This window comes from Plantibacter sp. ME-Dv--P-095, from assembly GCF_030209365.1.
Lineage (GTDB): Bacteria > Actinomycetota > Actinomycetes > Actinomycetales > Microbacteriaceae > Plantibacter.
Genome location: NZ_JARVSB010000009.1, coordinates 343,772 through 365,665, shown reverse-complemented (window position 1 = coordinate 365,665; position 21,894 = coordinate 343,772). Strand labels below are relative to the sequence as shown.

The following is a 21,894-nucleotide window of genomic DNA, read 5'->3' as shown; positions in this document are numbered from 1 at the left end:
CCTGAGCCCCGACCTGGTCCCTGAGCCGCGACCCGGTCCCTGAGCCTGTCGAAGGGTGTCAGAGCTCCGCGTGCAGCTGCCACACGCGCTCGGCGGAGTCCTGCCAGCTGAACGCCTGCTCGCGGTCCATGCCGAGGATCCGTAGGCGCTCCAGCCGCTCGGTGTCGCCGATGACGTCGTTGATGGTGGCGATGAGCCGGTCGGCGTACCCCTTGGCGCCGGACTCGACCACGACGCCGGCGCCGCCGCCGACCTCGACGAGGGCTGGGACGTCGGAGTGGATGACGGGCGTGCCGAAGCGGAACGCCTCGACGAGGGGGAGGCCGAAGCCTTCGGCCAGGCTCGGGTACACGAACGCGGTCGCACGGTCGAGGACGACGGCGAGGTCGGCGTCGTCGAGGAAGCCGAGCGCACGTACCCGTCCTTCAGGCAGGCCTGCTTCGTCGGCGACCTGCGCCAGGGTCACGTCGCCCCAGCTGTCGGTGCCCACGATGAGGAGCGGGAGGTCGGGGGCACCTGGCCGCCCGAGGCCCGTGATGAGCTCGGTGATCCCGCGCCGCGGGTCGAGGGAACCGACCGAGACGAGGTACTCCGACGGGAGGTCGAGCGTCCGGGCGCGACCGTCGGCGTCGGTCGGGATGGTGAGCGTGGTCGCTGCAGCGCCACCGATGACCCTGACCCGATCGCCGAGGTCGACGATGTCGCGGAGCTCGTCGGCGACCGCGTGCGTCGGGACGACGATGGCGTCCGCGTGCTTCCGTGCCCGCTTGACCATCGCCTTCTGCCAGGCGACCGACATGGGGGTGAGTGAGGAGGGGTGCGACCAGGCGAGGGTGTCGTGGATCGTCACGACGATCTGGTTGCCGTCGTTGACGCGGTCGTGGCGGTTGAGCGGGGCCAGGAGGCCGGGCGCGTGCACCATGCCGTTGGCCGTCCCCGGCGCGACGATCCCGAGCTGCCAGGCGGCGCTCAGTTCCCGCCGGGGCAGGGTGGTGCGGTGCAGGGTCGCGAGGCCGGGGAGCTTCGACTCGATGAGGTCGATCTTCTCCTTCGAGACGGCGGACACGATGCCCTCGACCTCGCAGCCGGCCGGAGCGCTCGCGATGAGCTCGCGGGTGAGTTCCTCGGAGTAGCGTCCGACCCCGCCGGCGACGGGTGCGACGATCTGGTCGACGACGACGCGGAGCGTGGTCACGGTGCGGTGACGACGCCGTGCTGCGTCGCTGCCTCGAAGGCCTCGCGCCAGTCGCGCATGGGGGAGAGACCCGCCGTGGCCCAGGCGTCGTGGCCGAGGACGGAGTACGCGGGCCGGGGTGCCGGCCGGACGAACGCCGAGCTGTCGGTGGGCGAGACCCGTGCGGGGTCGGCGCCGACGGCTGCGAAGACGGCCTGTGCGAAGTCGTACCACGAAGCCTCGCCGGCGTTCGTGCCGTGGTAGACACCGGCTGGGGCGTCGGCGTCGAGCAGTGCCACGATCTGAGCCGCGAGGTCCGCCGTCCAGGTGGGCTGGCCGAGCTGGTCGGTCACCACGGCGGGGTCGACGCCGTTGGCGGCGAGCTTGGCCATGGTCGCCGCGAAGTTCGGGCCGTTCTTGCCGTAGAGCCACGCCGTCCGGACGATGTAGGCGCCGGTGGGGTGCTCGGCGAGGACGGCCCGCTCGCCGTCGGCCTTCGTTCGACCGTAGGCGCTGATCGGAGCGAGCGCGTGGTCCTCCTGGTACGGCGACGTGGCCGATCCGTCGAACACGTAGTCGGTCGACACCTGCACGAGCTTCGCGCCGGCCTCGCGGGCGGCGACGGCGAGGTTGCGGGCGCCGATGGCGTTCACGGCGGCTGCGTCGGCCTCGTGCGACTCGGCGTCGTCGACCTTCGTGTAGGCGGCGGCGTTGATGACGGCGGTGTGGCCGGCGACGGCGGCACGGACGGCGTCGAGGTCGGTCACGTCGAGCTCGACGCGTCCGAGGGCGGTGACCTCGCGACCCGACAGGGCCTCCTGCAGGTCGTGGCCGAGCATGCCGGAAGCGCCGGTGATCAGGTACGTCAAGATAGGGGTCCTCTCGGGAGTGGCCCGTTCATCGTACCCGGCTCGCTCGGGGAGGACGGTGACGGCACCTCCTCGGCCTCCGGCTCCTCGAACAGGGTCCGCTGCGCTTCCTCGGCTCGGGCGAGGTTGGCCAGGCCGTCGGCACGGTGGTGCCCGTAGACCCAGAAGCGGTAGAGGAAGAACCGGAAGAGGGTGCCGAGGCCGAGCCCGATGACGTTGGACGCGAGGTTGTCGGCGAGGAGTGAGGTGAAGCCGAGGACGTAGTGACTCAGGTAGAGGCAACCGACGGCGATGGCCATCCCGCCCAGGGAGACGACGATGTACTCCCCGAGCTCGAGCACGAAGTTCTTCCGCCGGTGCTCGCGGAAGGTCCAATACCGGTTGCCGATCCAGTTGAAGATGATCGCGACCGAGACGCTGATGACCTTGGCGCCGATCGGGGACTGCGCGAGATGGTCGTGACCGAAGACGCCGACGCGCAGCAGGTTGAAGACGAGCACGTCCAAGCCGAACCCGATGAGTCCGACGACGCCGAACTTCACCGCGTAGGCGGCGACACCGTGCCAGAGGCGTTGGAGCAGCGTGGTCATGGTGGGCCGTTCTGTGCGAGGACACTCGATTATGCATGAGCCGACCCGGAGCGAAGCTGAGGGAATGCAGCCAGCCCGCACCCTCTTGGTAGACTCCCCGGGTGCAGATCCGCGAACTGAACGTCCCCGACAGCTATGAGATCACGCCGAAGCAGTTCGGCGACGACCGAGGCGTCTTCCTCGAGTGGTACCGCTTCGACAAGCTCGAAGAGGCCTCCGGCCGCTCCATCAAGCTGGCGCAGTCCAACACCTCGGTGTCGAAGCGTGGCTCGGTCCGCGGCATCCACTTCGCCGACATCCCGATCGGCCAGGCGAAGTACGTCACGGCCACGCGTGGTGCCGTCCTCGACTACGTCATCGACATCCGCGTCGGGTCGCCCACCTTCGGCCAGTGGGACTCGGTGCTCCTCGACGACACCGACCGCAAGGCGATCTTCATCTCCGAGGGTCTCGGCCACTGCTTCGTCGCCCTGACCGACGACGCGACCGTCAGCTACCTCGTGACCGACGTGTACCGCCCCGACCGCGAGCACGGGATCAACCCGCTCGACGAACGGATCGGGCTCGTCATCCCCGCCGAGGCCGGCACGCCGCTGCTCTCGCCCAAGGACACCGACGCCCCCGGGCTCGACGAGGCCGCTGCCGCCGGCCTGCTGCCGAGCTGGGACGACGCGCGGGCGTTCTACCAGAGCCTGCGCTCCTGACGCCTCACCCCGTGGAGCCTGCGTGCAGGCCCCACGGGGTCAGCCTCACGCGGTGAAGCGGTCGACGCCCTTCCAACCCCAGCGGCGCGAGATCACCTTGCGCTGACGCTTCGGCAGTTCGTCCTCGGCGATGCTCCGGTCGAGCGACGTCACGATCGGTTCGCAGAGCGTGAGTACCCGGCTGCCCTGCGACCAGACCTTCATGGCCAGGTCGAGTTCGGCGCAGTATCCGTCGAGTTCGGCGTTGAATCCGCCGACCGCTTCGAACACTATCCGGTCGATGACGGCGAACTCCGTCGAGACGGCGGTCACCTCACGGTTGACGGTGAGTGCCCCGTAGGTGCTGTCCGTCCCCGCCGGCCACCCGCGGAACGCGTCGCGAAGGTGCGTCTGCGAGGTGCGGTACCCCGCGTGCTTGACCGTCTCGTCCGAGAAGACGATGCGTCCGCCGGCGAAGGCCACGTCGGGTTCGCCGAGTGCCCCGGCGAGCCGTGTGAGCGTCTCGGGCTGCAGCTCCGTGAGGGACTCGCCGAGGAGGACGAGGAGGTCGCCGCGAGCCTCGACGGACGCCTCGTGCAGCAGGCGCGTCCGCTCCTCGGCGGTGGTGTGGACGAAGGAGACCGGGAACCGGCCGGGAGCCCGGGTCACGGGCGAGGCGTCGCGGCCGGCCGGCAGCGCGACGATGAGCTCGACGATCTGCGAGGAGACCTCGGACGCGTCGAGTTCCGCGAGGAGTGCGTCGAGGCGGGGCGTGGGGGCGTCCGCCGCGACGAGGATCGACAGGGTCCGATCCGGGTGGAGCCGGTGACGGACGGCGTAGGTGCCGAAGTTCGGACCGAAGGCGACCTCGGCGTCGATACCGCGTCGCTCGACCGCCGCCGTGACCGCCGCGAGACCGGCGTCCCACGCGTAGCTCTTCTCGGAGCCGTTGAGCGCCGTCGAGCCCGGGACCGCCCGCCAGTGGTACAGGACTTCGGGCACGTGGGCGATGCCGCGGGCCCGTTCCGTGAACCGCAGGACGAGGTCGTGGTCCTGTGACCCGTTGTACGCGGAGTTGAAGGGCCCCACCTCGCGGAGCAGGGAGGTGCGGAACACCGAGAGGTGCGAGGTGAACATCTGGCCGAGCAACCGCTCCGGCGACCATTCCGGCTTCGCGAACGGGATCCGGTAGTGACCCTTGTCGGTCATGACGTCTTGGTCGGTGTACACGTAGTCGACGTCGACGCCCGCCTCGATCGCGTCCTGCACCATGGCGAGGGCCCGAGGGTCGAGGGTGTCGTCGTGATCGAGCAGGGCGACGAAGGTGCCGCGGCTCGCATCGATGCCGGCGTTCGAGGCCTCCGAGATGTTGCGGTTCTCGGGGAGTTCGATGAGCACGATCCGGGGGTCGGATGCGGCGCACGCTCGCGCCGTCTCGAGGGTCCGAGGGTCTGGGGAGGCGTCGTCCACCAGGACGAGCTCCCAGTCCTCGTAGCTCTGCAACTGCACGGACGCCACCATCTCCTGCAGGAGGAACGGCGTCGTGTTGTACAACGGAACGACGATGGAGAACTGCGGTCCGGACGGGGGCGTCGGATCGGCAGCGGTCACGACCGGCCTCCGCGGAGACGCTTGACGACCCCGACGGGGCTCATCACGGCGGCGCCGATGCGCCACGTCCGCGAACCGGTGAACTCGCGCACCAGGCGTTCGTGGTCGCGCTCGCGCTCAGCCGAGATCCGCAGGTAGAGCGACTCGAAATAGTGCTGGCCGACCCTCGCCTGGGCGAGTTCGTCGCGGAGCCTCAGGTTCTCGTGCGCGAGGGGCAGCCCGTCGAGTTCCAGCTTGGACGCCGCCAGACGCTGCCTGGCGTGCTCCGCCTCGGCCGTCGCTCCAGTGAGTGCATCACGCAGTCTCAGGATCTCTGCGCGAAGCTCGCGCACGTCGTTCGTCTCGGCCTCTGCTGCCGAAGCGCTGTCGCTCACGGTGTTCTCCTTTTGTCTTTGCTACGGTGGACAGGCTATCGGACCGGTTCGACCGGTTCGTCGGCGACCATTCAGGAACGGACGGCGTCCCCTGGCCTCGGCCCTCGGATGCGATCCGACCAGCCGACCTCGTTTCGGCGACGACCTCAGAGGAAAGTGACCGATGCGCGGCATCATTCTCGCCGGTGGATCCGGCACGCGGCTCTGGCCGATCACCAAGGGCATCTCCAAGCAGCTGATGCCGATCTACGACAAGCCGATGATCTACTACCCCCTGTCGACGCTGATGATGGCGGGGATCAAGGAGATCCTCATCATCACCACCCCCGAGTACAACGAGCAGTTCCGTGCCCTCCTCGGCAACGGCGACGACCTCGGCATCCGACTCGAGTACGCCGTGCAGCCCTCGCCCGACGGCCTGGCGCAGGCGTTCATCATCGGTGAGGAGTTCATCGGCGACGAGAGCGTCGCCCTCGTCCTCGGCGACAACATCTTCCACGGCACCGGGCTGGGCTCCGCCCTCCGCAGCCACAACGACATCGACGGCGCGCTCATCTTCGCCTACCAGGTCGCCGACCCGAAGGCCTACGGCGTCGTCGAGTTCGACGACGACTTCAAGGCGCTCTCCATCGAGGAGAAGCCCGCGCAGCCGAAGAGCAACTACGCCGTCCCCGGTCTCTACTTCTACGACAACTCCATCGTCGAGATCGCGAAGACCATCGAACCCTCCGCTCGCGGCGAGCTCGAGATCTCCACGGTCAACGAGCGCTACCTCGAACAGGGCGAGCTGCAGGTGCAGGTCCTCGACCGCGGCACCGCCTGGCTCGACACCGGCACCTTCGAATCGATGATGCAGGCCTCGGAGTACGTGCGGGTCATCGAGGACCGACAGGGCTTCAAGGTCGGTTGCATCGAGGAGATCGCCTGGCGCGCCGGGTGGATCGACGACGAGCGGCTCGCGGCGCTCGCGGCACCACTCGTGAAGAGCGGTTACGGCCGCTACCTGCAGACGCTGCTCGCGCAGGCGTGATCGAACGGTGAGTCGAGCGGCCATCGGGAGGCTCGCGGTCGTCACCTGCTACCGGCATCCCGACTACATCCGGGCGATCACGCTGCGGCAGGGCGTCGTGGACTCGGGTGCGGTCGACGAGATGATCGTCGTGAAGAACACCCGCCGTGGTGTCCTGCGGTATCTCGACGTCGCCGCTCAGCTCGTCCGTCTCCGGGTGTCCGGCACCCCGGACGCCTTCCTGGTGACCTTCCGCGGCTACGAGATCCTCCCGCTCGTGCTGCTGCTGGCGGGTCGCCGGCCGGTCTACTACGACGAGTTCATCAACCCCGTCGAGTGGTTCGTCGACGAGCACCACAAGTTCCCGGCCACGTCGGCGCGTGCGCGGCTCCTGCGCGCCGTCTTCCGTTCCCTGATGCGTCGATGTGCCGGCGTCCTCAGCGACACCGCCTCGCACGCCGACTCGTCCGCCCAGCGGATGGGGATCCCGCCGGAACGGTTCACTGTCGTGCCCGTGGGGAGCGACGAGGAGACCTTCGCGCCCCGGCCGGACGGACCCGGCCCGGTCCGGTCCGTCGACGCGGCGTTCACCGTCCTGTACTACGGCTCGATGCTGCCACTGCACGGGGTCGACACCGTCCTCGCCGCAGCGGTGTCGCTCCGATCCGACGCGCGAGTCCGGTTCCTCTTCGTCGGCGGGGGAGCTGCGACCGCACGGCTCGTCGCCGAGGCCCGTTCCCGGGGAGCGGCCGTCGAGCACCGGGCCTGGGTCGACTACGCCCAGCTCCCCGAACTCTTCTCCGAGGTCGACCTGCTGCTCGGGGGCCCCTTCGGCGGCACCGTCCAGTCGCAGTTCGTCATCACCGGGAAGACGATGCAGTACCTGTCGAGCGCTCGACCGGCGGTGGTCGGCGAGAACGCGGAGACCGGCGTGTTCACGGACCGCGTCGACGCCCTGGTCGTGCCGCAGCGCGACCCGGAGGCACTCGCCGAGGCCGTCAGCTGGGCGGCCGACCATCCCGAGGAGCTCGAACGGATCGGTCGACGCGGCCGGGACGTGTACGACCGACGCTGGTCGTCAGTCCGTGTCGCCGAGGCGCTTCGCGCTCTGCTGCTGGACGGCGGACCGCAGGTGGAACGCTCCTGAGATGAGGAACAGCACCCCGAGGAAGACCGCGTAGATCGCGCGGTCGGCGATGCCCGCGGCGACGATCGTGTCGGACGGGATGCCGTGGAGGTGCTGCGCGAAATAGAGGAAGCCCTCGCGGATGCCGATCGCACCCGGCGTCAGGGAGACGAACAGGGACAGGTTCGCGCTCGCCGCGTAGACGAGCGAGTGGAGGTAGTCGTAGGGGCCGGCGACGGCGTTCACCTCGACGAAGTAGATCACGCTCATCACGAGCGCCTGGACGACGGTGATGCCGGCGATCGCGACCACCGTGCCCGCCCGGTCGCCGAGCCCCAGCTTCCAGGTCGCCACGACGACGACGCCCGCGCCGATCGTGAGACCGAGCACCGACAGCCACGGCAGGGTCGTTGCGAACAGGAGCGAGGCGTTCACCGCGCCGAACACGAACAGGTAGAAGAGGGTCGCGAGGGTGTAGTCGCGCAGCCGCACACCGACGGTGGTCTTCAGATAGACGGCGCGGACCCCCGGCCCGGTCTGCAGCGGGCCGAAGAAGTTGGCGACCGTCGAGTAGACCGTCAGGCTGGCCCCCGGTCCCAGGGCGATCCGTCTGCCGCACAGCCGCACCGTGGCGAGCAGGATCAGGAAGTGGGTCACGAGCACGAGGACGTACAGCCCGAACAGGAGGGAGAGGTTGCCCCAGCCGATCGAGAGGGCGTCGGCGATGACGCTCGGGTTCGTCCAGACGTACACGACCAGGAAGACGGCGAAGGCGACGAGGACGGTGACGCCGATCCCTCGCCGGTGGTTCCGCAGCCAGGCGACGAAGGCCGAGCCGATGAACGCGGCCCAGACGCGACGGACCGCTCCGATGGGGTCAGTCGCCATACCGTTGCAGTTTCAGGTAGTCGAGCATCTCCTCGTTGAGGGTCCGGTTGATCCTCGTGAGGTCGGCGACCACGCCGATCGCGAACGACAGCAGGGAGCCCATGAGCAGGGTCGCGCCCACCAGGAGGCTCTGCAGATGGTTCCCCTGGTCGTCCACGAGCATGAGGACGAGGTATCTCGCGAACGGCGTGATCCCCGCGAGGAGGAGGATGAGGCCCAGACCCGCGAACACGACGTACGGCCGGTACATGAGATAGGCGCGCACGATCGCGACACCCGACTGGTACATGTGTTCCCCGATCGAGGAGAACAGGCGGGACTCGCGCGTCTTCGGGTTCGTCCGGACGGGGATGCTCGTGATGGCCAGACGCTTGTTGCCCGCCTGGATGATGGTCTCCATGCAGTAGCTGAACTTCGTCACGACGTTCAGCCTGATGAGCGAGTACTTCGAGTAGGCGCGGAAGCCGCTCGCCGCGTCCGGGAGCGTGGTCTTCGCCGCCTTGTTGACGACGAAGCTGCCGAACCGCTGCATGGCCTTCTTGAACGGCGAGAAGTGCTCGATGAGGGCGGTCTGGCGGTCGGCGACGACGATCTCCGCCCGCCCCTCGAGGATCGGCTGGACGAGGTCGCCGATGCAGTCCTGCGGGTACTGGTTGTCGCCATCCGTGTTCACCACGATGTCGGCACCGTGGAGGAGGGCGTAGTCGACGCCGTCCCGGAACGACCTGGCGAGCCCCATGTTCGTCGCATGGCGGACGATGTGCGTCACGCCGTGGGCCTGGGCGACCTCGACCGTGCGATCGGTCGAACCGTCGTCGATCACCAGGATCTCGATCTCGTCGATGCCGGGGATCGACCGCGGGATCGATTCGAGCACCGCTGGGAGCGTCGTCTCCTCGTTCAGGCAGGGGATCTGGATGAACAGTCGCACGTCGTCCTCTCGCTGGCCGTCTCGCAGCTGACCATTATCCCCGATCGTCGCGGCCGAGTTCGCGTCGCGGAGGTGAGCAGGCATAATCGAGGGTGCGCGCGGTCGGACCCGGTGCACCCGAGATGCGAGACCCAGGACGCCCATGACTGCTCAACCGGACACGGCACCGGACGCCCCCTCGCGTCCCACCGTCCCGGTCACGGCGCTCCGCGTGCTCGGCATCGTGGCCTGGGCGTCCCTGATCGCCTTCGTGGTCCTGTCGATCGGACTGCCGCTCATCGGGGTCGGTACCTTCATGGGCACCGACATCCTGTTCCGGTTCGCGCCGTGGGCGTCCGCCGGCGGATCGACCGAGGTGGGCACCAACGCGATGATCGGCGACACGATCGACTCGGGCGTCCCGCAGATGTGGACGATCGTCGAGGCTGCCCGCCACGGTTTCTTCGCCGAGTGGCTGCCGTATCAAGCCGGCGGCTCGGAGCTCGGCGGGCTCCCGAACTCCGGTCTGTACTCGCCGATCTCCTTCGGGTGGTGGTTCCTGCCGGTCGCCGTCGCCCCCGGGTTCACGAAGCTGGTCGAGATGATCGTCGTGACCGTCGGTTGCTCGCTGTTCCTGCGACGACTCGGTGTGCCCCATCAGGCATGGCCCATCGCCAGTGTCGTCTTCCTCGCCTCGGGGTTCATGATCTCCTGGACGAACTGGCCCCAGACCAGGGTCGCGGCGTTCATCCCGCTCCTGTTCTGGGCACTCGACCGTGCGGCCGTCCGTCGGCGCCTCCTCGACATCGTGCCGCTGGGGCTGGTGCTCGCGGGCATGCTCCTCGGGGGGTTCCCGGCCATCGTCGGGTACGCCCTGTACGCGGGTGCCGCCTACGTCCTGGTGCGCGCGACGGTGGTCCACCGCCGGTTCTGGCGGGTCATCACCGCCGGCCTAGTCAGCGCCGCCGGCGTCGTCCTCGGGTTCCTGCTCTCCGCGTGGACGCTGGTGCCGTTCGCGCTGAACGCCGTCGCCGTCCTCGACTTCAGCGGTCGGCGACAGGGGCCGGAGAACCACCTGAGCATCGACGACCTGCTCTCGGCCTTCGTTCCGAGCCTCGTCGGTGAGGTGAGCTCCGGCGACACCTGGGGGAACAGCTCGCCCGTCGAGCGCCTGTCCTACGTCGGCGCGGCGGCGGTGGTCCTCGCCGTCGTGGCGATCCTCCTCAAGCGGCGGGGCGGTCGTCGCGACATGAGCCTGTTCCTCGCCGTCGCGCTGATCCTTTCCGGGCTGTTGGTGTACCTCGGCGGACCGCTCCTCGGCACCGCACAACAGCTCCCCATCTTCGACAGCAACCGGATCGGACGGCTGCGAGTCATGCTCGGCTTCTTCGTCGCCGTCCTCGCGGGCGTCGGGTTCGGGCGGCTGTTGGAGCGGGGCGACACGGCACCGGTGTCACCGCCGGCGACGCCGCGTCGACCGCTCGGTCGTTGGCTCTGGGGGCTCGCGACGCTCGGCTCGGGGATCGCCGCTGCGACGCTCCTCGCCGTCGCGCTCCAGCGCGCCGTGGTGTCCGCGCCGGAACGGTTCACCGCGCTGCTCGAGACGCAGGTCGTCTGGACCGTGGTGCTGCTCGCCGTCGCCGCAGCGCTCGTCATCGTCGTGCTCGCGACCCGGCGTGGGGGCATCCGCATCGTCGCGCTCTGCTTCGTGCCGCTGATCGTGGCCGCGCCGGCCGTCATGGTCGCCGACACCTGGTGGCCGAAGTCGGACACCGCGAGTGTCTACCCCGACACCCCGACCACGAGGTTCCTCCAGCAGCATCTCGGCGAGTCACGGTACGCGTCGGTGGACCACGCCATGCTCACCGGGACGAACTCGATGTACCGGGTCCGCTCGCTCGGTGGACACACGTTCCAGACCGTCGAGTGGAAGTCCCTCCTCCTGCGCCTGGACACGGAGTCGCTCGCCTCGGCGACCTATTCGACGTTGAACTACCCGAGTCTGATCTCGTCGATCGAGTCCCCGATCCTGGACCGGCTCGCCGTGAAGTACGTCGTGATGGAGCCGAACCTCCCGGTCCCAGGCCGATACGAGGACACTCCGGCGTCGGAGGAGGCCGTCCCGATCGGTGACGGCGAGATCGCCGTCTCGACCGTGCGGACCGGACCGGTGCGCAGCCTGTCCTTCCCGATGCTGGAGCCGGTCCTCGGAGCCGAGGGCGGCACCACCCTCGAGGTGACCCTCGTCGATCCGGTGACCGAGGAGGTCCTGGCCTCGACCTCGACGTGGTACCGCACCATCGAGGGTCAGCGGAGTGTGGCGATCGACGGGAGCGGCATCGCCCCCGACGCGTCCTGGCGGGCGGAGATCTCCATCGACCACGGACAGGGGCGGATCGCGGCCGACGCACTGGCACCCGAGGCCGCCGCCGTGTCGCTCAACCGTCCGATGGACGACGGCCTCACGGTCGCGCACACCGGCGACGCGACCGTCGTCGAGCGGGCGACCGCCCTCGACCGGGTGCGCTGGGCGTCGGACGGCCTCGTCGAGCGCGACCCCTCGCGCCGGGTGTCCCTCATGGAGGATCCGCTCCTGCCGTCCGCGACCGTGCTGCTGGAGGATCCCGACGACCTGATCGGTGTCGACCCGACGGCGACCACCGCGGACAGTGCCCCGACGACGGCGTCCAACGCCGACGTCGAGGTGCGCGACCAGGGATGGGACCTCAACCGGACCGTGGTCGACATCGACGCCGACGACGCCGGATGGGTCGTGTTCGCCGACTCGCTCCGACGCCCCGGGTGGTCGGTCACGGTCGACGGGGTCGCCAGTCCGCTGGTCGACGCGGAGCAGGCGGGAGCCGCGGTCCGGGTCGAGGCCGGCGAGCACCGGATCGAACTCGCCTATCGCACGCCCGGGCTCGACCAGGGCATCACTGCGACCCGCGTCGGCGTCGGGCTCTCGGTGCTCATCGTCGTCGGGACCCTGGTGATCCGATGGGGTCGGCGTGCGCGGGCCACCGCCGGGAGCGACGAGCCGGAGCCGACGAACGCTCGGTAGCTCGGCGAGGGCCGAGCAGCGTGCTCAGCCCTGGTGCGGGTAGGTCGCCTCGTAGGCGGCGATCACCGGATCGGCCGGGCCGACGAGTTCGAGGTTCCCCTTGTTGATCCAGGCGGCGTGGTCGCACATCTGCTTGACGGTGCCCATCGAGTGGCTGACGAGGATCACGGTCTTGCCGGCGGCCTTGAAGTCCTCGAACTTCTGGAAGCACTTCTGCTGGAATTCGGCGTCACCGACGGCGAGCACCTCGTCGACGACGAGGATGTCGGGGTCGACGTTGATGGCGACCGAGAATCCGAGACGGACGTACATGCCGGAGGAGTAGTTCTTCACCGGCTGGTCGATGAACTGCTCGACGCCGGAGAAGGACACGATGTCGTCGAACTTGCGCTGGATCTCCTTGCGGCTCATCCCGAGGATCGATCCGTTGAGGAAGACGTTCTCCCGGCCGGACAGTTCGGGGTGGAAGCCGGAGCCGACCTCGAGCAGGGCGGCGACCTTCCCGTTCGCGCTGATGTTCCCGTGTTCCGGGTAGAGGATCTTCGCGAGGCACTTCAGCAGGGTCGACTTGCCGGAACCGTTGCTGCCGATGAGCCCGAAGGTGGAGCCGACGGGGACGTCGAAGGTGATGTCGCGGAGGGCCCAGAAGTCCTCGTGCACCGAGATCTTTCGGCGCATGATGGCGGACTTCAGGCTCTGGTTCCGCTCGTGGTAGAGGCGGAACTTCTTGCTGACGGAGTCGACGTGGACGGCGGTTTCGGTCATAGGATCTCGGCCAGTCTTTTCTCTTTACGGGTGAACATGAGGAAGCCGCCGACGAGTGCGACGAGCGCCCAGGCGATGCACGCGAGCACATCCGCGGGGTCCGGCCAACGCTGGTCGTACATGAGGTTCCGGAACACCGAGACGAAGTGGAACATCGGGTTGGACTCGTAGATGTTCATCACCGTGATGTCCGTCCCGAGGAGGCCACCGAGCTTGTCGGACTGGACCTCCACGAGCGACGGCGGGTAGATGATCGGGGTCAGGTACATCCAGATCTGCAGGAGGATCGAGACGAGGTGCTGGGTGTCGCGGAAGTAGACGTTCGCGATCGCGAGGATGAGCCCGACGCCGGTCGCGAAGGCGGCGAGGACCACCATGAACACGGCGACGAGCGGGAGCCACACGATGACGCCCCACCCACCGACCGCGCACAGCACGATCACGAGGACGCCCATCTCGAACAGCCAGTTGTACCCCATGGTGAGCACGGAGGAGATGGGGAGGACGACCCGCGGGAAGTAGACCTTGGTGATGAGGCTCGCGCCGCCGACGATCGAGTTCATGCTCGCGGACAGTGCCCCGGAGAAGAAGGACCAGGGGAGGAGGCCGCAGAGGAGCCAGACGGCGAAGATGTGCAGGCCGCTCGGGTCGCCGGGCGCCGGCTCGGCGCGCAGCAGGAAGTAGAAGACGAACGAGTACACCAGCATCGACGACAGCGGGCTGACGAGCGACCACAGGCGACCGAGGATGGTCCGCTTGTACTGGCCGCGGATGTCTCGGAGAGTGAGATTCGCCAGGAGTTCCCTGGCGGATGCCAGATCCCTGAGATACTGCATGGAGCCTCGATTTGGGGTTCGGGTGACACGGGTGCGCAACCCGGACAATATACCGTAGCCATCCTGAGAGCCCGGGACCCGCGCGGCCCGCGCCGCCCGTCATCCGCTCCGCGCCGTGGCCTAGGGTTGATCGCGGATACGAGGACTCGTTCGGCTTTCGACGGTCCGCGGTCGACGAGAGGAACGGTTCGATGATGAGAGGTGCTTCGGCGCTCGGGCTCGGTGACATCACGACGGAGACCCCGGTCTCCTGGCTGGGCAAGGCCTCGTACTGGTCGCCCACGCACGTCGTCCCGTCGGCCTGGCACGAACACGCCCCCTTCGCCTTCTGGCTCGTGGACGCGCTGCGGCCGTCGAGCTTCGTCGAGCTCGGCTCCCACAACGGCTTCTCCTACTTCGCCGTCTGCGAGGCCGTGCAGCGTCTGGGACTCGACACGAGCTGCTCGGCGATCGACAGCTGGGAGGGCGACGAGCACGCCGGGTTCTACGGCGACGACGTCTACCGGTCGGTCACCGAGATCAACGAGGCCTCCTACACCGGGTTCTCACGACTCATCCGGTCCTACTTCAGCGACGCCGTCGACCAGTTCGAGGACGGGTCGATCGAACTGCTGCACATCGACGGACGGCACCGCTACGAGGACGCCGTGGAGGACTTCGAGACCTACCGGCCGAAGCTCGCGGCCACGGCCGTCGTCATCTTCCACGACACCTTCGAGTTCGAGCGCGGCTTCGGTGTCCATCGACTCTGGGCCGAGCTCTGCGAGCGGTACCCGGACTCGACGTTCCAGTTCGAACACGGGCACGGGCTCGGCGTGCTCGGCCTGGGCGACCTCCCGCAGCCGCTCGTCGACTTCTTCGCCGCCGGACGGGCCGACCCTGATGCGGTGCGCGCCGACTACGCCCGCCTCGGCGCGGTCGTCTCGGCACGGGCGGGCCTGGTGCAGGAGCGGTCGGACGCCCTGGCGGCGGTCGAGCGACAGGAGGCCGAGCTCGGTGCCGTGCGGTTGCACGCGACCCAGCTCGAGATCGAGTTGCAGCGGGCTCGCGACCGCTTCACCGAGGTGACCGACAGCACCGTGTGGCGGGCGACGAGCCCGCTCCGTCGGCTCGTCGACCGTGCCCGACGACGCTGAGCGACCGCCACTGGGCCGGGATCGGCCCGATGTTAGACTCGTCGGGTTAACCCGCCCGACGGAATCGAACGAGGGAATGACCATGACGACGAAACGCCCGACGGCGGCCGAACTGGCAGGCGAGGAACGAGTGCTCGCACTCGTCGACCGGGTGATCGGGCTCGAGGCCGAACTCGCCCGCGCATCGATCTACTTCTCGCCGACGAAGGACGACTTCGACGTCCTCGAGCGCGAGATGCAGGGGCTGCGCCAGCAGCTCGCCGCGGTCCACTCGACCCGCACCTGGAAGGCGGGCCGTGCCGTGCTGGCGCCGCTCCGCATCCTGAAGCGCGGACGCGCCTGACCCGATGGCCATCCCCTCCGCTTCCGGGACGACCGGTGCTCCGCTCGTCTCCTTCCTCGTCATCCGTCCCGACGCCGCCCGCGTCCAGGACCTGCTGGCCTCGCTGACCGGTCAGGCCGACTGGGAACTCGTGCTCGTGGCTCCCGTCGGTACGGTCGCCGACCACCGGTCGATCGTCCGCGCTGACGCCGAGGCGTCCGCCCCGGTCAGCCGACTGATCGAGACCGGGGTCGCCGCTGCCGGCGGCCGGTTCGTGTGCGTCCTGCCGGATGTCGGCGTGCCGGACGACAAGACGATCCAGACCCTCGTCGACTGGCTCGCGCTCGCGCCCGACGCCGCGGTGGTGTACTCCGACGAGTCGGCCGTCCGTCCCGACGGCGGCATCGAGGTGGTCTCCAAGCAGGGGCCCGCGCCGGAGCGGTTGCGCTGCCAGTTCTACTACGGCGACCTCCTGCTGTTCCGCCGCGACACCCTCACCGAGATCGGCGGGCTGGCCCACGACGTGGACGGCGTCGAGCTCTACGACGCCGCACTCCGGTGCGTCCAGGCCGGTGCGGTCACGCTCCACGTGCCCCGTGTGCTGTTCCACGCACCGTCGCGCCGGGACATCGGTGCCTTCCCCGAGGCACGGCTCGAGCAGGTCCGGACGGTCCTCGAACGACACCTCGCCGCCACCGGCGGTGGAGAGGTGCGTGCGGTCGCCGCGGACGGCGTCCACACCACCGTGCGTCCGCTCCACGGCGAGCCGCTCGTGTCCGTCGTCATCCCCACCCAGGCGCGCTTCAGCGCGCCGCTGCGGGCCGGCGGCGAACCGCACAGCTACCTCCTGCACGCCCTCCGCGGCCTCGTGGAACGGACGACGTACCAGAACCTCGAGGTCGTCCTCGTCGTCGACACCGACCCCGAGCCGGCCGTCATCGACGAGGCCCGCGCACTGCTCGGCGACCGCCTCGTCGTCGTCGACTTCGACCTGCCGTTCAACTTCGCGGCCAAGGCGAACCGCGGCGTGCTGAGCGCCGTCGGCGAGTACGTCCTCATGCTGAACGACGACGTCGAGGTCATCACGCCCGACTGGATCGAGTCGCTGCTGCGCCTCGCGCAGCTCCCCGGCGCAGGCATGGCCGGCTGCATGCTCTACTACGAGGACGACACCATCCAGCACGGTGGACACCACTACTGGATGGGGAGCCCGACGCACATCGGCCTGCAGGTCCCGCGCGGTGCGGCCGGATCGCAGCACGCGTTCCAGGTCGAGCGCGAGGTCGGCGGCGTGACCGCCGCCTGCTCGCTGTTCCCGCGATCGGTGTACCTCGAGGTCGGCGGTATGACCACGCTGCTGCCCGGTGCGTTCAACGACGTCGACTTCTGCCTCAAGGTGGCGGAGCTCGGCTACCAGGCCTACTGGACGCCGCGCGCGGAGCTGTATCACTTCGAGTCGAAGACCCGCGATGCACGTGTCCGTGCCTACGAGCTCGAGACCCTCGGACGGCGTTGGCGCCACCGACTCCACCAGCCGCAATACTGGCCATTCCCGGAATAGAGGTCGGTCCGCCGATATGAGATCAGTCATCACCACCTTCAGGAACGCCCTGTCCGTCCTGAAGCACGAAGGTCCCCGCTTCTTCTGGAAGCGCGTCGAACTGAACATCAAGTCGAGGTTCGCGGGGAAGAAGCTCATCCTCCCGGTCAAACTCGAGGACGCCCTCGCCGTCGACTGGACGGAGCCCGGCCCGCAGCTGTCGGACCCGGTCGTCGTCCGCGACCGGAAGTCGCACATCGCCTGGGTGATGTCGCCGCCGAGCGCGACGAGCGGTGGTCACCAGAACCTGTTCCGCTTCATCGACTACGCCGAGCGCGCCGGACACACGTGCAGCGTGTACATCTACAACAGCCTCGGCGTGATCGTCAAGGAATCCGACCTCAAGCAGCTGCTCCGCGAGTCGCCGGCGTACCCCGACGTGCGGGCGCGGGTGCACAACCTCGACGAGCGCGGGGTGGCCGACGACGTCGACGCCATCTTCGCGACGGGTTGGGAGACCGCCTACCCGGTGTTCCGCGATCGGTCACGGGCGCGTCGCTTCTACTTCGTCCAGGACTTCGAACCGGCCTTCTACCCGTCCGGTTCGGAGGCCATCCTGGCCGAGAACACCTACCACTTCGGCTTCCACGGCATCACCGCGGGCGGCTGGCTCTCGAAGAAGCTGCACGACGAGTACGGCATGCCCACCGACCACTTCGACTTCTCGGTGGACCGGACGCACTACAGCCTGACGAACCGCGCGCCGCGCAAGGAGATCTTCTTCTACGCCCGCCCGGTCACCCCGCGGCGTGCGTTCGAGCTGGGGGTCATCGCCCTCGGCGAGTTCGCCAGGCAGCGACCGGACTACACGATCAACATGGCCGGCTGGGACGTCTCGGACTGGGACATCCCGTTCGAGTACAAGAACCTCTCCGGGCTGTCGATCTCGGAGTTGAACCCGATCTACAACCGCTGCGCGGCAGGGCTCGTGCTCTCCCTCTCCAACATGTCGCTGCTCCCGCTGGAACTCATCGCGAGCGGCGTGGCACCGGTCGTGAACGACGCGCCGAACAACCGGCTTGTCTCGGACAACCCCTTCATCGAGTACGTGCAGCCCGCACCCGGTGCGATCGCCAAGCGCCTCGTCGAGGTGGTCTCGCGGGAGGACGCCGTCGAACGCTCGATCGCGATGGCGGACTCCCTGGAGCACACGAGCTGGGACGACAGCGGACGACAGTTCGTCGAGGCGTTCGAACGGGCGATGCGTGGCTGACGCCCTCGTCATCGGTGCGAACGGGTTCATCGGTTCGCACCTGGTCGACGCACTCAAGGCCGACGGACACCGGGTCCGTGCGTTCGATCGGTTCAGCTCACGCGAGCCCAGTTTCGACACCGACGGGGTGGAGATCGTCCGCGGTGAGTTCCTCAGCCGGTCCGACCTCGACGCAGCGGTCGCCGGCATGGACCTCGTGTTCCACTTCCTGTCGACGACGACCCCGGCGACGGCGCAGAACGACCCGACGCTCGACATCCGGACGAACGTCGCGCAGACGGTCGAGATGCTCGAGAGCTGTGCCGCGGCCGGCGTCGGTCACTTCTACTTCGCCTCCACGGGCGGAGCGATCTACGGGGCCCAGGACCGCGCCGAGTACGTCGAGACCGACCCGACGCTGCCGGTGTCGCCGTACGCCATCGGCAAACTGACGATCGAGAACTACCTGCGCTACTTCCAGGCGGTCCGCGGTCTCCGTTCGACGGCGCTCCGCATCTCGAACCCGTACGGCACGCGGCAGCACCACAACAAGAAGCAGGGTCTCATCCCGATCGCGCTCCGACAGATCGCCGTCGGGGAGCCCGTCGTCCGGTTCGGGGACGGCTCGATGGTCCGCGACTACATCTTCGTGAACGATGTCGTCCGCATGATCACGCGCATGGTCGGTCGCCAGCACGAGCACGAGGTCTACAACCTCGGGAGCGGACGCGGGCTGACGGTCAGCGAGGTGCTGGCTTCCCTCCGCCGTGTGACGGGGGTGGATTTCGAAGAACAGGTGCGCCCGGTGCCCGTGACCTTCGTCGATCGTGTGGTCCTCGACATCGGGCGGTATGCGGCCGAATTCGGGCGTCCGGGCTTCGAATCGCTCGACGACGGCGTCCGGGCGACCTGGAACGGCATCCTCGAGGAGCGCGACGCCGCGCGATGACGGACGCGCCGATCTGGTAACGATTGTCCGAGACCGGCCGCTGGGCCCGCTACCCTGATTCGGGGTACAACCACCCGCTGAGAGGACACAGGTCAATGAGCGACCGTACGAGGCCGACCTGGCAATACGTCGGGATACTCCTGATCGTCTCATCCGCGCTCGTCGGATGCACGGGACCCACCACGGGGACGTCGTCGCCGTCGCCCACGACTTCGACCCTGGCACCCGGCAACGAGTCGACCGCGAAGGGCGAGGACCCGACCCCCATCCCACCGGAGGCCGTCCTCGTGTTCGCCACCGTCGACGCCGACGGTGCGGCGGTGTCCGCGTCGGCCTACGTCGCCGGCGTCATCGAGAACGGCGGGACCTGCACGTTCACCTTCACCGCGGGGGACGCGGTCGTCACCGCTGAAGCCGAAGGACTCGCCGACCGGGCGACCACCAGCTGCGGCACCGTGCAGGTGCCCATCGACCAGTTCACCTCCGGTCCGTGGAGCGCCTCGGTCAGCTACACCTCAGCCACCATCTCGGAGCTCGCCTCCGCCAGCTCCCCATTGGAGATCCCATGAGACGTCGATTCCCAGCCGTCATGATCGCGGTCATCGCGCTCCTGGCGGGGCTGTTCACGGTGATCCCCACCGCCGGACCGGCGAGCGCGGCCGACGCCCGGAACTTCAACCCCGGCAACATCATCTCCGACGGGCTGTTCTACGACGGTGCGTCGATGTCCGCGGGGGAGGTGCAGTCGTTCTTGAACAGCGCCGTCCCGACGTGTCGTTCCGGGTACACCTGCCTGAAGGACTACCGGCAGGCCACGCCGACACGGGCTGCCGTCAGCGGACGCTGCGCCGCGTACATCGGTGCTGCGAACGAGTCCGCCGCGCAGATCATCGCCAAGGTCGGTCAGGCCTGCGGGTTCAGCCAGATGGCCATGATCGTCCTGCTCGAGAAGGAGCAGGGGATCATCACCGACGACTGGCCCAGTGCGCGCCAGTACCGGAGCGCGACCGGGTACGGCTGCCCGGACACCGCCGACTGCGACTCGACCTACTACGGCTTCTTCAACCAGGTCTACGCCGCAGCCCTCCAGTTCAAGAACTACCAGGCGAACCCGACCCGGTGGAACCACGTCCCCGGCCGGGTGAACACGGTGCGGTTCAACCCCAACGCCGCGTGCGGGAGCAGCCAGGTCTACATCCAGAACGCGGCGACCGCCGGACTGTACAACTACACGCCCTACCAGCCCAACGCGTCCGCACTCGCGAACCTGTACGGGACCGGCGACGGATGCGGCGCCTACGGCAACCGCAACTTCTGGCGGATGTACTCGGACTGGTTCGGATCGCCGACCGACGTCCCGAACCCCATCGGTTCCGTCGACCAGTTCACGGCGTCGGTCGGTGCGAAGACCGCCACGCTGTCGGTCCGCGGCTGGACCCTCGACTCGAACCGGTCGTCCAGCTCGATCGAGGCGCACGTGTACGTGACCTACCCTGACGGCAGCGTCAAGGGCACCCCGTTGGTCGCGAGTCAGTCGCGGCCGGACGTCGGGGGCGCCTACCCGGGTGCCGGCAACGCGCACGGCTTCTCGACCAACATCGAGGTCACCCAGGGCGGCACCTATCAGGCCTGTGTCTACGGCATCGGGCTGTCGGGCAACAACCGTCTCCTGCAGTGCCAGACGACGGTGGTCTCGCAGAACCCGCCGCTGGGCAAGGTGGACGAGTTCGTCACGACCGGGTCTGGAAGCTCCACCGCGATCAAGGTCCGCGGTTGGGCGCTCGATCCCGACGCCTCGTCGGTCTCCTCGCAGGTCCACGTGTACGTGACGCAGCCGGGCGGCAAGGTCGTGGGGACGTCCCTCGTGGCGAACAAGCCCCGTCCGGACATCGGGGCCACCTTCCCGGGTGCCGGCGCCAACCACGGATTCGAGTTGTCGATCCCCGTCACGACGCCCGGCGTCTACCAGGTGTGCTCCTACGCCATTCCGACGTATTGGAAGAACATCGGCGCGAACCGCCTGCTCGAATGCCAGTCGGCGAACTACGTGAAGGCGTTCCCGAACGGCCAGGTCGATGCCATCGTCGCGGACCAGACGCCGACGGCTCCGGCTATCTCCGTGAGCGGATGGACTTATGACGCCGGCTCGCCCGCTGAATCCATCGGCGCGCACGTCTACATCACGGACCCGAGCGGCGTGACCACGGGGTACTCGCGGAAGGCGGACAAGGCTCGCGACGACGTGAACCGCGCCTTCGGCATCTCGGGCGCGCACGGCTTCCGGGAGTCGTTCCCGGTCAAGGCGACGGGTACCTACACGGTCTGCGTGTACGGGATCGCCGTCTCGCCCCTGAGCGTCGGACTGAACACGCCGTTCCCCTGTCAGACGGTGACCTTCGGGACCACGCCACCGACCGGGGCGTTCGACTCGGCCACGGTGACCCCGACGACCGACGGCAAGGCGACGCTCTCCGTGTCGGGCTGGGCGGTGGACCGTGACCTCGCGGGCACGCCGATCCAGGTCCACTTCTACGTGACGCGGCCTGACGCGACGGTCAAGGGCTTCCCCTTCGTCGCCGACGAGACGCGCAACGACGTCGCCCGTGCCTACCCCTGGGCCGGCGCCAACCACGGTTTCGCCGAACAGATCACGCTCGACCAGAAGGGCACCTACCAGGTGTGTGCGATCGCCATCGGCACGGCATGGTCCAACGTCGGGGCGAACACCTCACTCGGCTGCAAGACCGTATCCTACTGAGAGCGAGTGAGCGGCCTCGCCGCCGCGAGATGATCGCGGTG

At 68.6% G+C, this 21,894-nt stretch carries 20 protein-coding genes; 11 read left to right on the top strand and 9 right to left on the bottom strand.

Going from position 1 to position 21,894, the window contains the following annotated elements; genetic code table 11:
* Window positions 1-58 precede the first annotated feature (58 nt).
* Genes QRN26_RS13840 through QRN26_RS13830 form a run of 3 tightly spaced genes read right to left on the bottom strand, consistent with a single transcriptional unit; the run spans window position 59 to window position 2,633 of the window.
* Window positions 59-1,195: a glycosyltransferase family 4 protein gene (locus tag QRN26_RS13840; RefSeq protein ID WP_056012824.1), complete on the bottom strand. Its 1,137-nt coding sequence runs from the start codon at window positions 1,193-1,195 to the stop codon at window positions 59-61.
* The gene (gene rfbD, locus QRN26_RS13835) at window positions 1,192-2,043 is read right to left on the bottom strand and encodes a dTDP-4-dehydrorhamnose reductase (RefSeq protein WP_502927558.1); all 852 of its coding nucleotides are present in this window, start codon (window positions 2,041-2,043) and stop codon (window positions 1,192-1,194) included. The genes QRN26_RS13840 and rfbD overlap by 4 nt, the downstream gene beginning before the upstream one ends.
* Window positions 2,040-2,633 carry a GtrA family protein gene (locus QRN26_RS13830; RefSeq protein ID WP_082456130.1) on the bottom strand — a complete coding sequence of 198 codons (594 nt, stop codon included), beginning with the start codon at window positions 2,631-2,633 and terminating at the stop codon, window positions 2,040-2,042. The genes rfbD and QRN26_RS13830 overlap by 4 nt, the downstream gene beginning before the upstream one ends.
* A gap of 101 nt (window positions 2,634-2,734) precedes the next feature.
* On the opposite strand from QRN26_RS13830, the gene QRN26_RS13825 reads away from it, so the two are divergent.
* Entirely contained in the window at window positions 2,735-3,337 is a 603-nt protein-coding gene (locus QRN26_RS13825) for a dTDP-4-dehydrorhamnose 3,5-epimerase family protein (protein ID WP_056012821.1), read from the top strand.
* Window positions 3,338-3,382: 45 nt separating this feature from the next.
* Here QRN26_RS13825 and QRN26_RS13820 read toward each other — a convergent pair whose 3' ends face one another.
* Both QRN26_RS13820 and QRN26_RS13815 read right to left on the bottom strand, forming a co-directional pair.
* Window positions 3,383-4,927 carry a glycosyltransferase gene (locus QRN26_RS13820; protein ID WP_285037227.1) on the bottom strand — a complete coding sequence of 515 codons (1,545 nt, stop codon included), beginning with the start codon at window positions 4,925-4,927 and terminating at the stop codon, window positions 3,383-3,385.
* Window positions 4,924-5,301 (bottom strand): nucleotide exchange factor GrpE, encoded by a 378-nt coding sequence (locus QRN26_RS13815; RefSeq protein ID WP_056012816.1) that lies wholly within the window; start codon window positions 5,299-5,301, stop codon window positions 4,924-4,926. The genes QRN26_RS13820 and QRN26_RS13815 overlap by 4 nt, the downstream gene beginning before the upstream one ends.
* 163 nt (window positions 5,302-5,464) lie before the next feature.
* Between QRN26_RS13815 and rfbA the strand changes: the two genes are divergently transcribed.
* Together rfbA and QRN26_RS13805 are read left to right on the top strand one after the other, a co-directional pair.
* Window positions 5,465-6,331 (top strand): glucose-1-phosphate thymidylyltransferase RfbA, encoded by an 867-nt coding sequence (gene rfbA / locus QRN26_RS13810; RefSeq protein WP_056012813.1) that lies wholly within the window; start codon window positions 5,465-5,467, stop codon window positions 6,329-6,331.
* A 7-nt stretch (window positions 6,332-6,338) separates the two neighbouring features.
* The gene (locus tag QRN26_RS13805) at window positions 6,339-7,457 is read left to right on the top strand and encodes a glycosyltransferase (protein WP_285037226.1); all 1,119 of its coding nucleotides are present in this window, start codon (window positions 6,339-6,341) and stop codon (window positions 7,455-7,457) included.
* On the opposite strand, the gene QRN26_RS13800 is transcribed toward QRN26_RS13805, so the two are convergent.
* A complete protein-coding gene (locus QRN26_RS13800) occupies window positions 7,389-8,324 on the bottom strand; it encodes a lysylphosphatidylglycerol synthase domain-containing protein (protein WP_056012807.1) in 936 nt (311 codons plus the stop codon). The two genes, QRN26_RS13805 and QRN26_RS13800, sit on opposite strands and share 69 nt — an antisense overlap.
* Window positions 8,314-9,339: a glycosyltransferase family 2 protein gene (locus QRN26_RS13795; RefSeq protein WP_350223925.1), complete on the bottom strand. Its 1,026-nt coding sequence runs from the start codon at window positions 9,337-9,339 to the stop codon at window positions 8,314-8,316. The genes QRN26_RS13800 and QRN26_RS13795 overlap by 11 nt, the downstream gene beginning before the upstream one ends.
* Before the next feature lie 58 nt (window positions 9,340-9,397).
* Here QRN26_RS13795 and QRN26_RS13790 point away from each other — a divergent pair, with 58 nt between their 5' ends.
* Entirely contained in the window at window positions 9,398-12,295 is a 2,898-nt protein-coding gene (locus tag QRN26_RS13790) for a putative glycosyltransferase family protein (protein ID WP_285037225.1), read from the top strand.
* Between the two features lie 24 nt (window positions 12,296-12,319).
* Here QRN26_RS13790 and QRN26_RS13785 read toward each other — a convergent pair whose 3' ends face one another.
* The gene (locus tag QRN26_RS13785) at window positions 12,320-13,060 is read right to left on the bottom strand and encodes an ABC transporter ATP-binding protein (RefSeq protein WP_082456132.1); all 741 of its coding nucleotides are present in this window, start codon (window positions 13,058-13,060) and stop codon (window positions 12,320-12,322) included.
* Complete coding sequence (locus QRN26_RS13780; RefSeq protein ID WP_056012801.1) at window positions 13,057-13,896, bottom strand: ABC transporter permease; 840 nt, start codon at window positions 13,894-13,896, stop codon at window positions 13,057-13,059. Before QRN26_RS13780 ends, QRN26_RS13785 begins: the two co-directional genes overlap by 4 nt.
* A gap of 191 nt (window positions 13,897-14,087) precedes the next feature.
* Between QRN26_RS13780 and QRN26_RS13775 the strand changes: the two genes are divergently transcribed.
* The 7 genes from QRN26_RS13775 (at window position 14,088) to QRN26_RS13745 (ending at window position 21,853) form a co-directional block, all read left to right on the top strand.
* On the top strand, window positions 14,088-15,032 hold the full coding sequence (locus tag QRN26_RS13775) for a class I SAM-dependent methyltransferase (protein WP_056012798.1): 945 nt from the start codon (window positions 14,088-14,090) through the stop codon (window positions 15,030-15,032).
* Between the two features lie 82 nt (window positions 15,033-15,114).
* On the top strand, window positions 15,115-15,375 hold the full coding sequence (locus QRN26_RS13770) for a hypothetical protein (protein WP_157580017.1): 261 nt from the start codon (window positions 15,115-15,117) through the stop codon (window positions 15,373-15,375).
* 4 nt (window positions 15,376-15,379) lie between these two features.
* Window positions 15,380-16,915, top strand: coding sequence for a glycosyltransferase family 2 protein (locus QRN26_RS13765; RefSeq protein WP_056781646.1), 1,536 nt, complete (start codon window positions 15,380-15,382; stop codon window positions 16,913-16,915).
* Between the two features lie 16 nt (window positions 16,916-16,931).
* Window positions 16,932-18,167, top strand: a complete 1,236-nt coding sequence (locus QRN26_RS13760; protein WP_056781649.1) for a rhamnosyltransferase WsaF family glycosyltransferase — start codon at window positions 16,932-16,934, stop codon at window positions 18,165-18,167.
* Window positions 18,160-19,095 (top strand): NAD-dependent epimerase/dehydratase family protein, encoded by a 936-nt coding sequence (locus QRN26_RS13755; protein WP_285037224.1) that lies wholly within the window; start codon window positions 18,160-18,162, stop codon window positions 19,093-19,095. Before QRN26_RS13760 ends, QRN26_RS13755 begins: the two co-directional genes overlap by 8 nt.
* A gap of 95 nt (window positions 19,096-19,190) precedes the next feature.
* A complete protein-coding gene (locus QRN26_RS13750) occupies window positions 19,191-19,664 on the top strand; it encodes a hypothetical protein (RefSeq protein ID WP_056781652.1) in 474 nt (157 codons plus the stop codon).
* Window positions 19,661-21,853 (top strand): hypothetical protein, encoded by a 2,193-nt coding sequence (locus tag QRN26_RS13745; protein WP_285037223.1) that lies wholly within the window; start codon window positions 19,661-19,663, stop codon window positions 21,851-21,853. The genes QRN26_RS13750 and QRN26_RS13745 overlap by 4 nt, the downstream gene beginning before the upstream one ends.
* The last annotated feature ends 41 nt before the right edge of the window (window positions 21,854-21,894 follow it).

Coding starts and splice junctions, on each gene's coding strand:
- QRN26_RS13765 (WP_056781646.1), top strand. CDS start 15,380: ATGGCCATCCCCTCCGCTTCCGGGACGACCGGTGCTCCGCTCGTCTCC.
- QRN26_RS13785 (WP_082456132.1), bottom strand. CDS start 13,060: ATGACCGAAACCGCCGTCCACGTCGACTCCGTCAGCAAGAAGTTCCGC.
- QRN26_RS13780 (WP_056012801.1), bottom strand. CDS start 13,896: ATGCAGTATCTCAGGGATCTGGCATCCGCCAGGGAACTCCTGGCGAAT.
- QRN26_RS13830 (WP_082456130.1), bottom strand. CDS start 2,633: ATGACCACGCTGCTCCAACGCCTCTGGCACGGTGTCGCCGCCTACGCG.
- QRN26_RS13790 (WP_285037225.1), top strand. CDS start 9,398: ATGACTGCTCAACCGGACACGGCACCGGACGCCCCCTCGCGTCCCACC.
- QRN26_RS13760 (WP_056781649.1), top strand. CDS start 16,932: ATGAGATCAGTCATCACCACCTTCAGGAACGCCCTGTCCGTCCTGAAG.
- QRN26_RS13775 (WP_056012798.1), top strand. CDS start 14,088: ATGATGAGAGGTGCTTCGGCGCTCGGGCTCGGTGACATCACGACGGAG.
- QRN26_RS13770 (WP_157580017.1), top strand. CDS start 15,115: ATGACGACGAAACGCCCGACGGCGGCCGAACTGGCAGGCGAGGAACGA.
- QRN26_RS13800 (WP_056012807.1), bottom strand. CDS start 8,324: ATGGCGACTGACCCCATCGGAGCGGTCCGTCGCGTCTGGGCCGCGTTC.
- QRN26_RS13745 (WP_285037223.1), top strand. CDS start 19,661: ATGAGACGTCGATTCCCAGCCGTCATGATCGCGGTCATCGCGCTCCTG.
- rfbA (WP_056012813.1), top strand. CDS start 5,465: ATGCGCGGCATCATTCTCGCCGGTGGATCCGGCACGCGGCTCTGGCCG.
- QRN26_RS13750 (WP_056781652.1), top strand. CDS start 19,191: ATGAGCGACCGTACGAGGCCGACCTGGCAATACGTCGGGATACTCCTG.
- QRN26_RS13795 (WP_350223925.1), bottom strand. CDS start 9,339: ATGCCTGCTCACCTCCGCGACGCGAACTCGGCCGCGACGATCGGGGAT.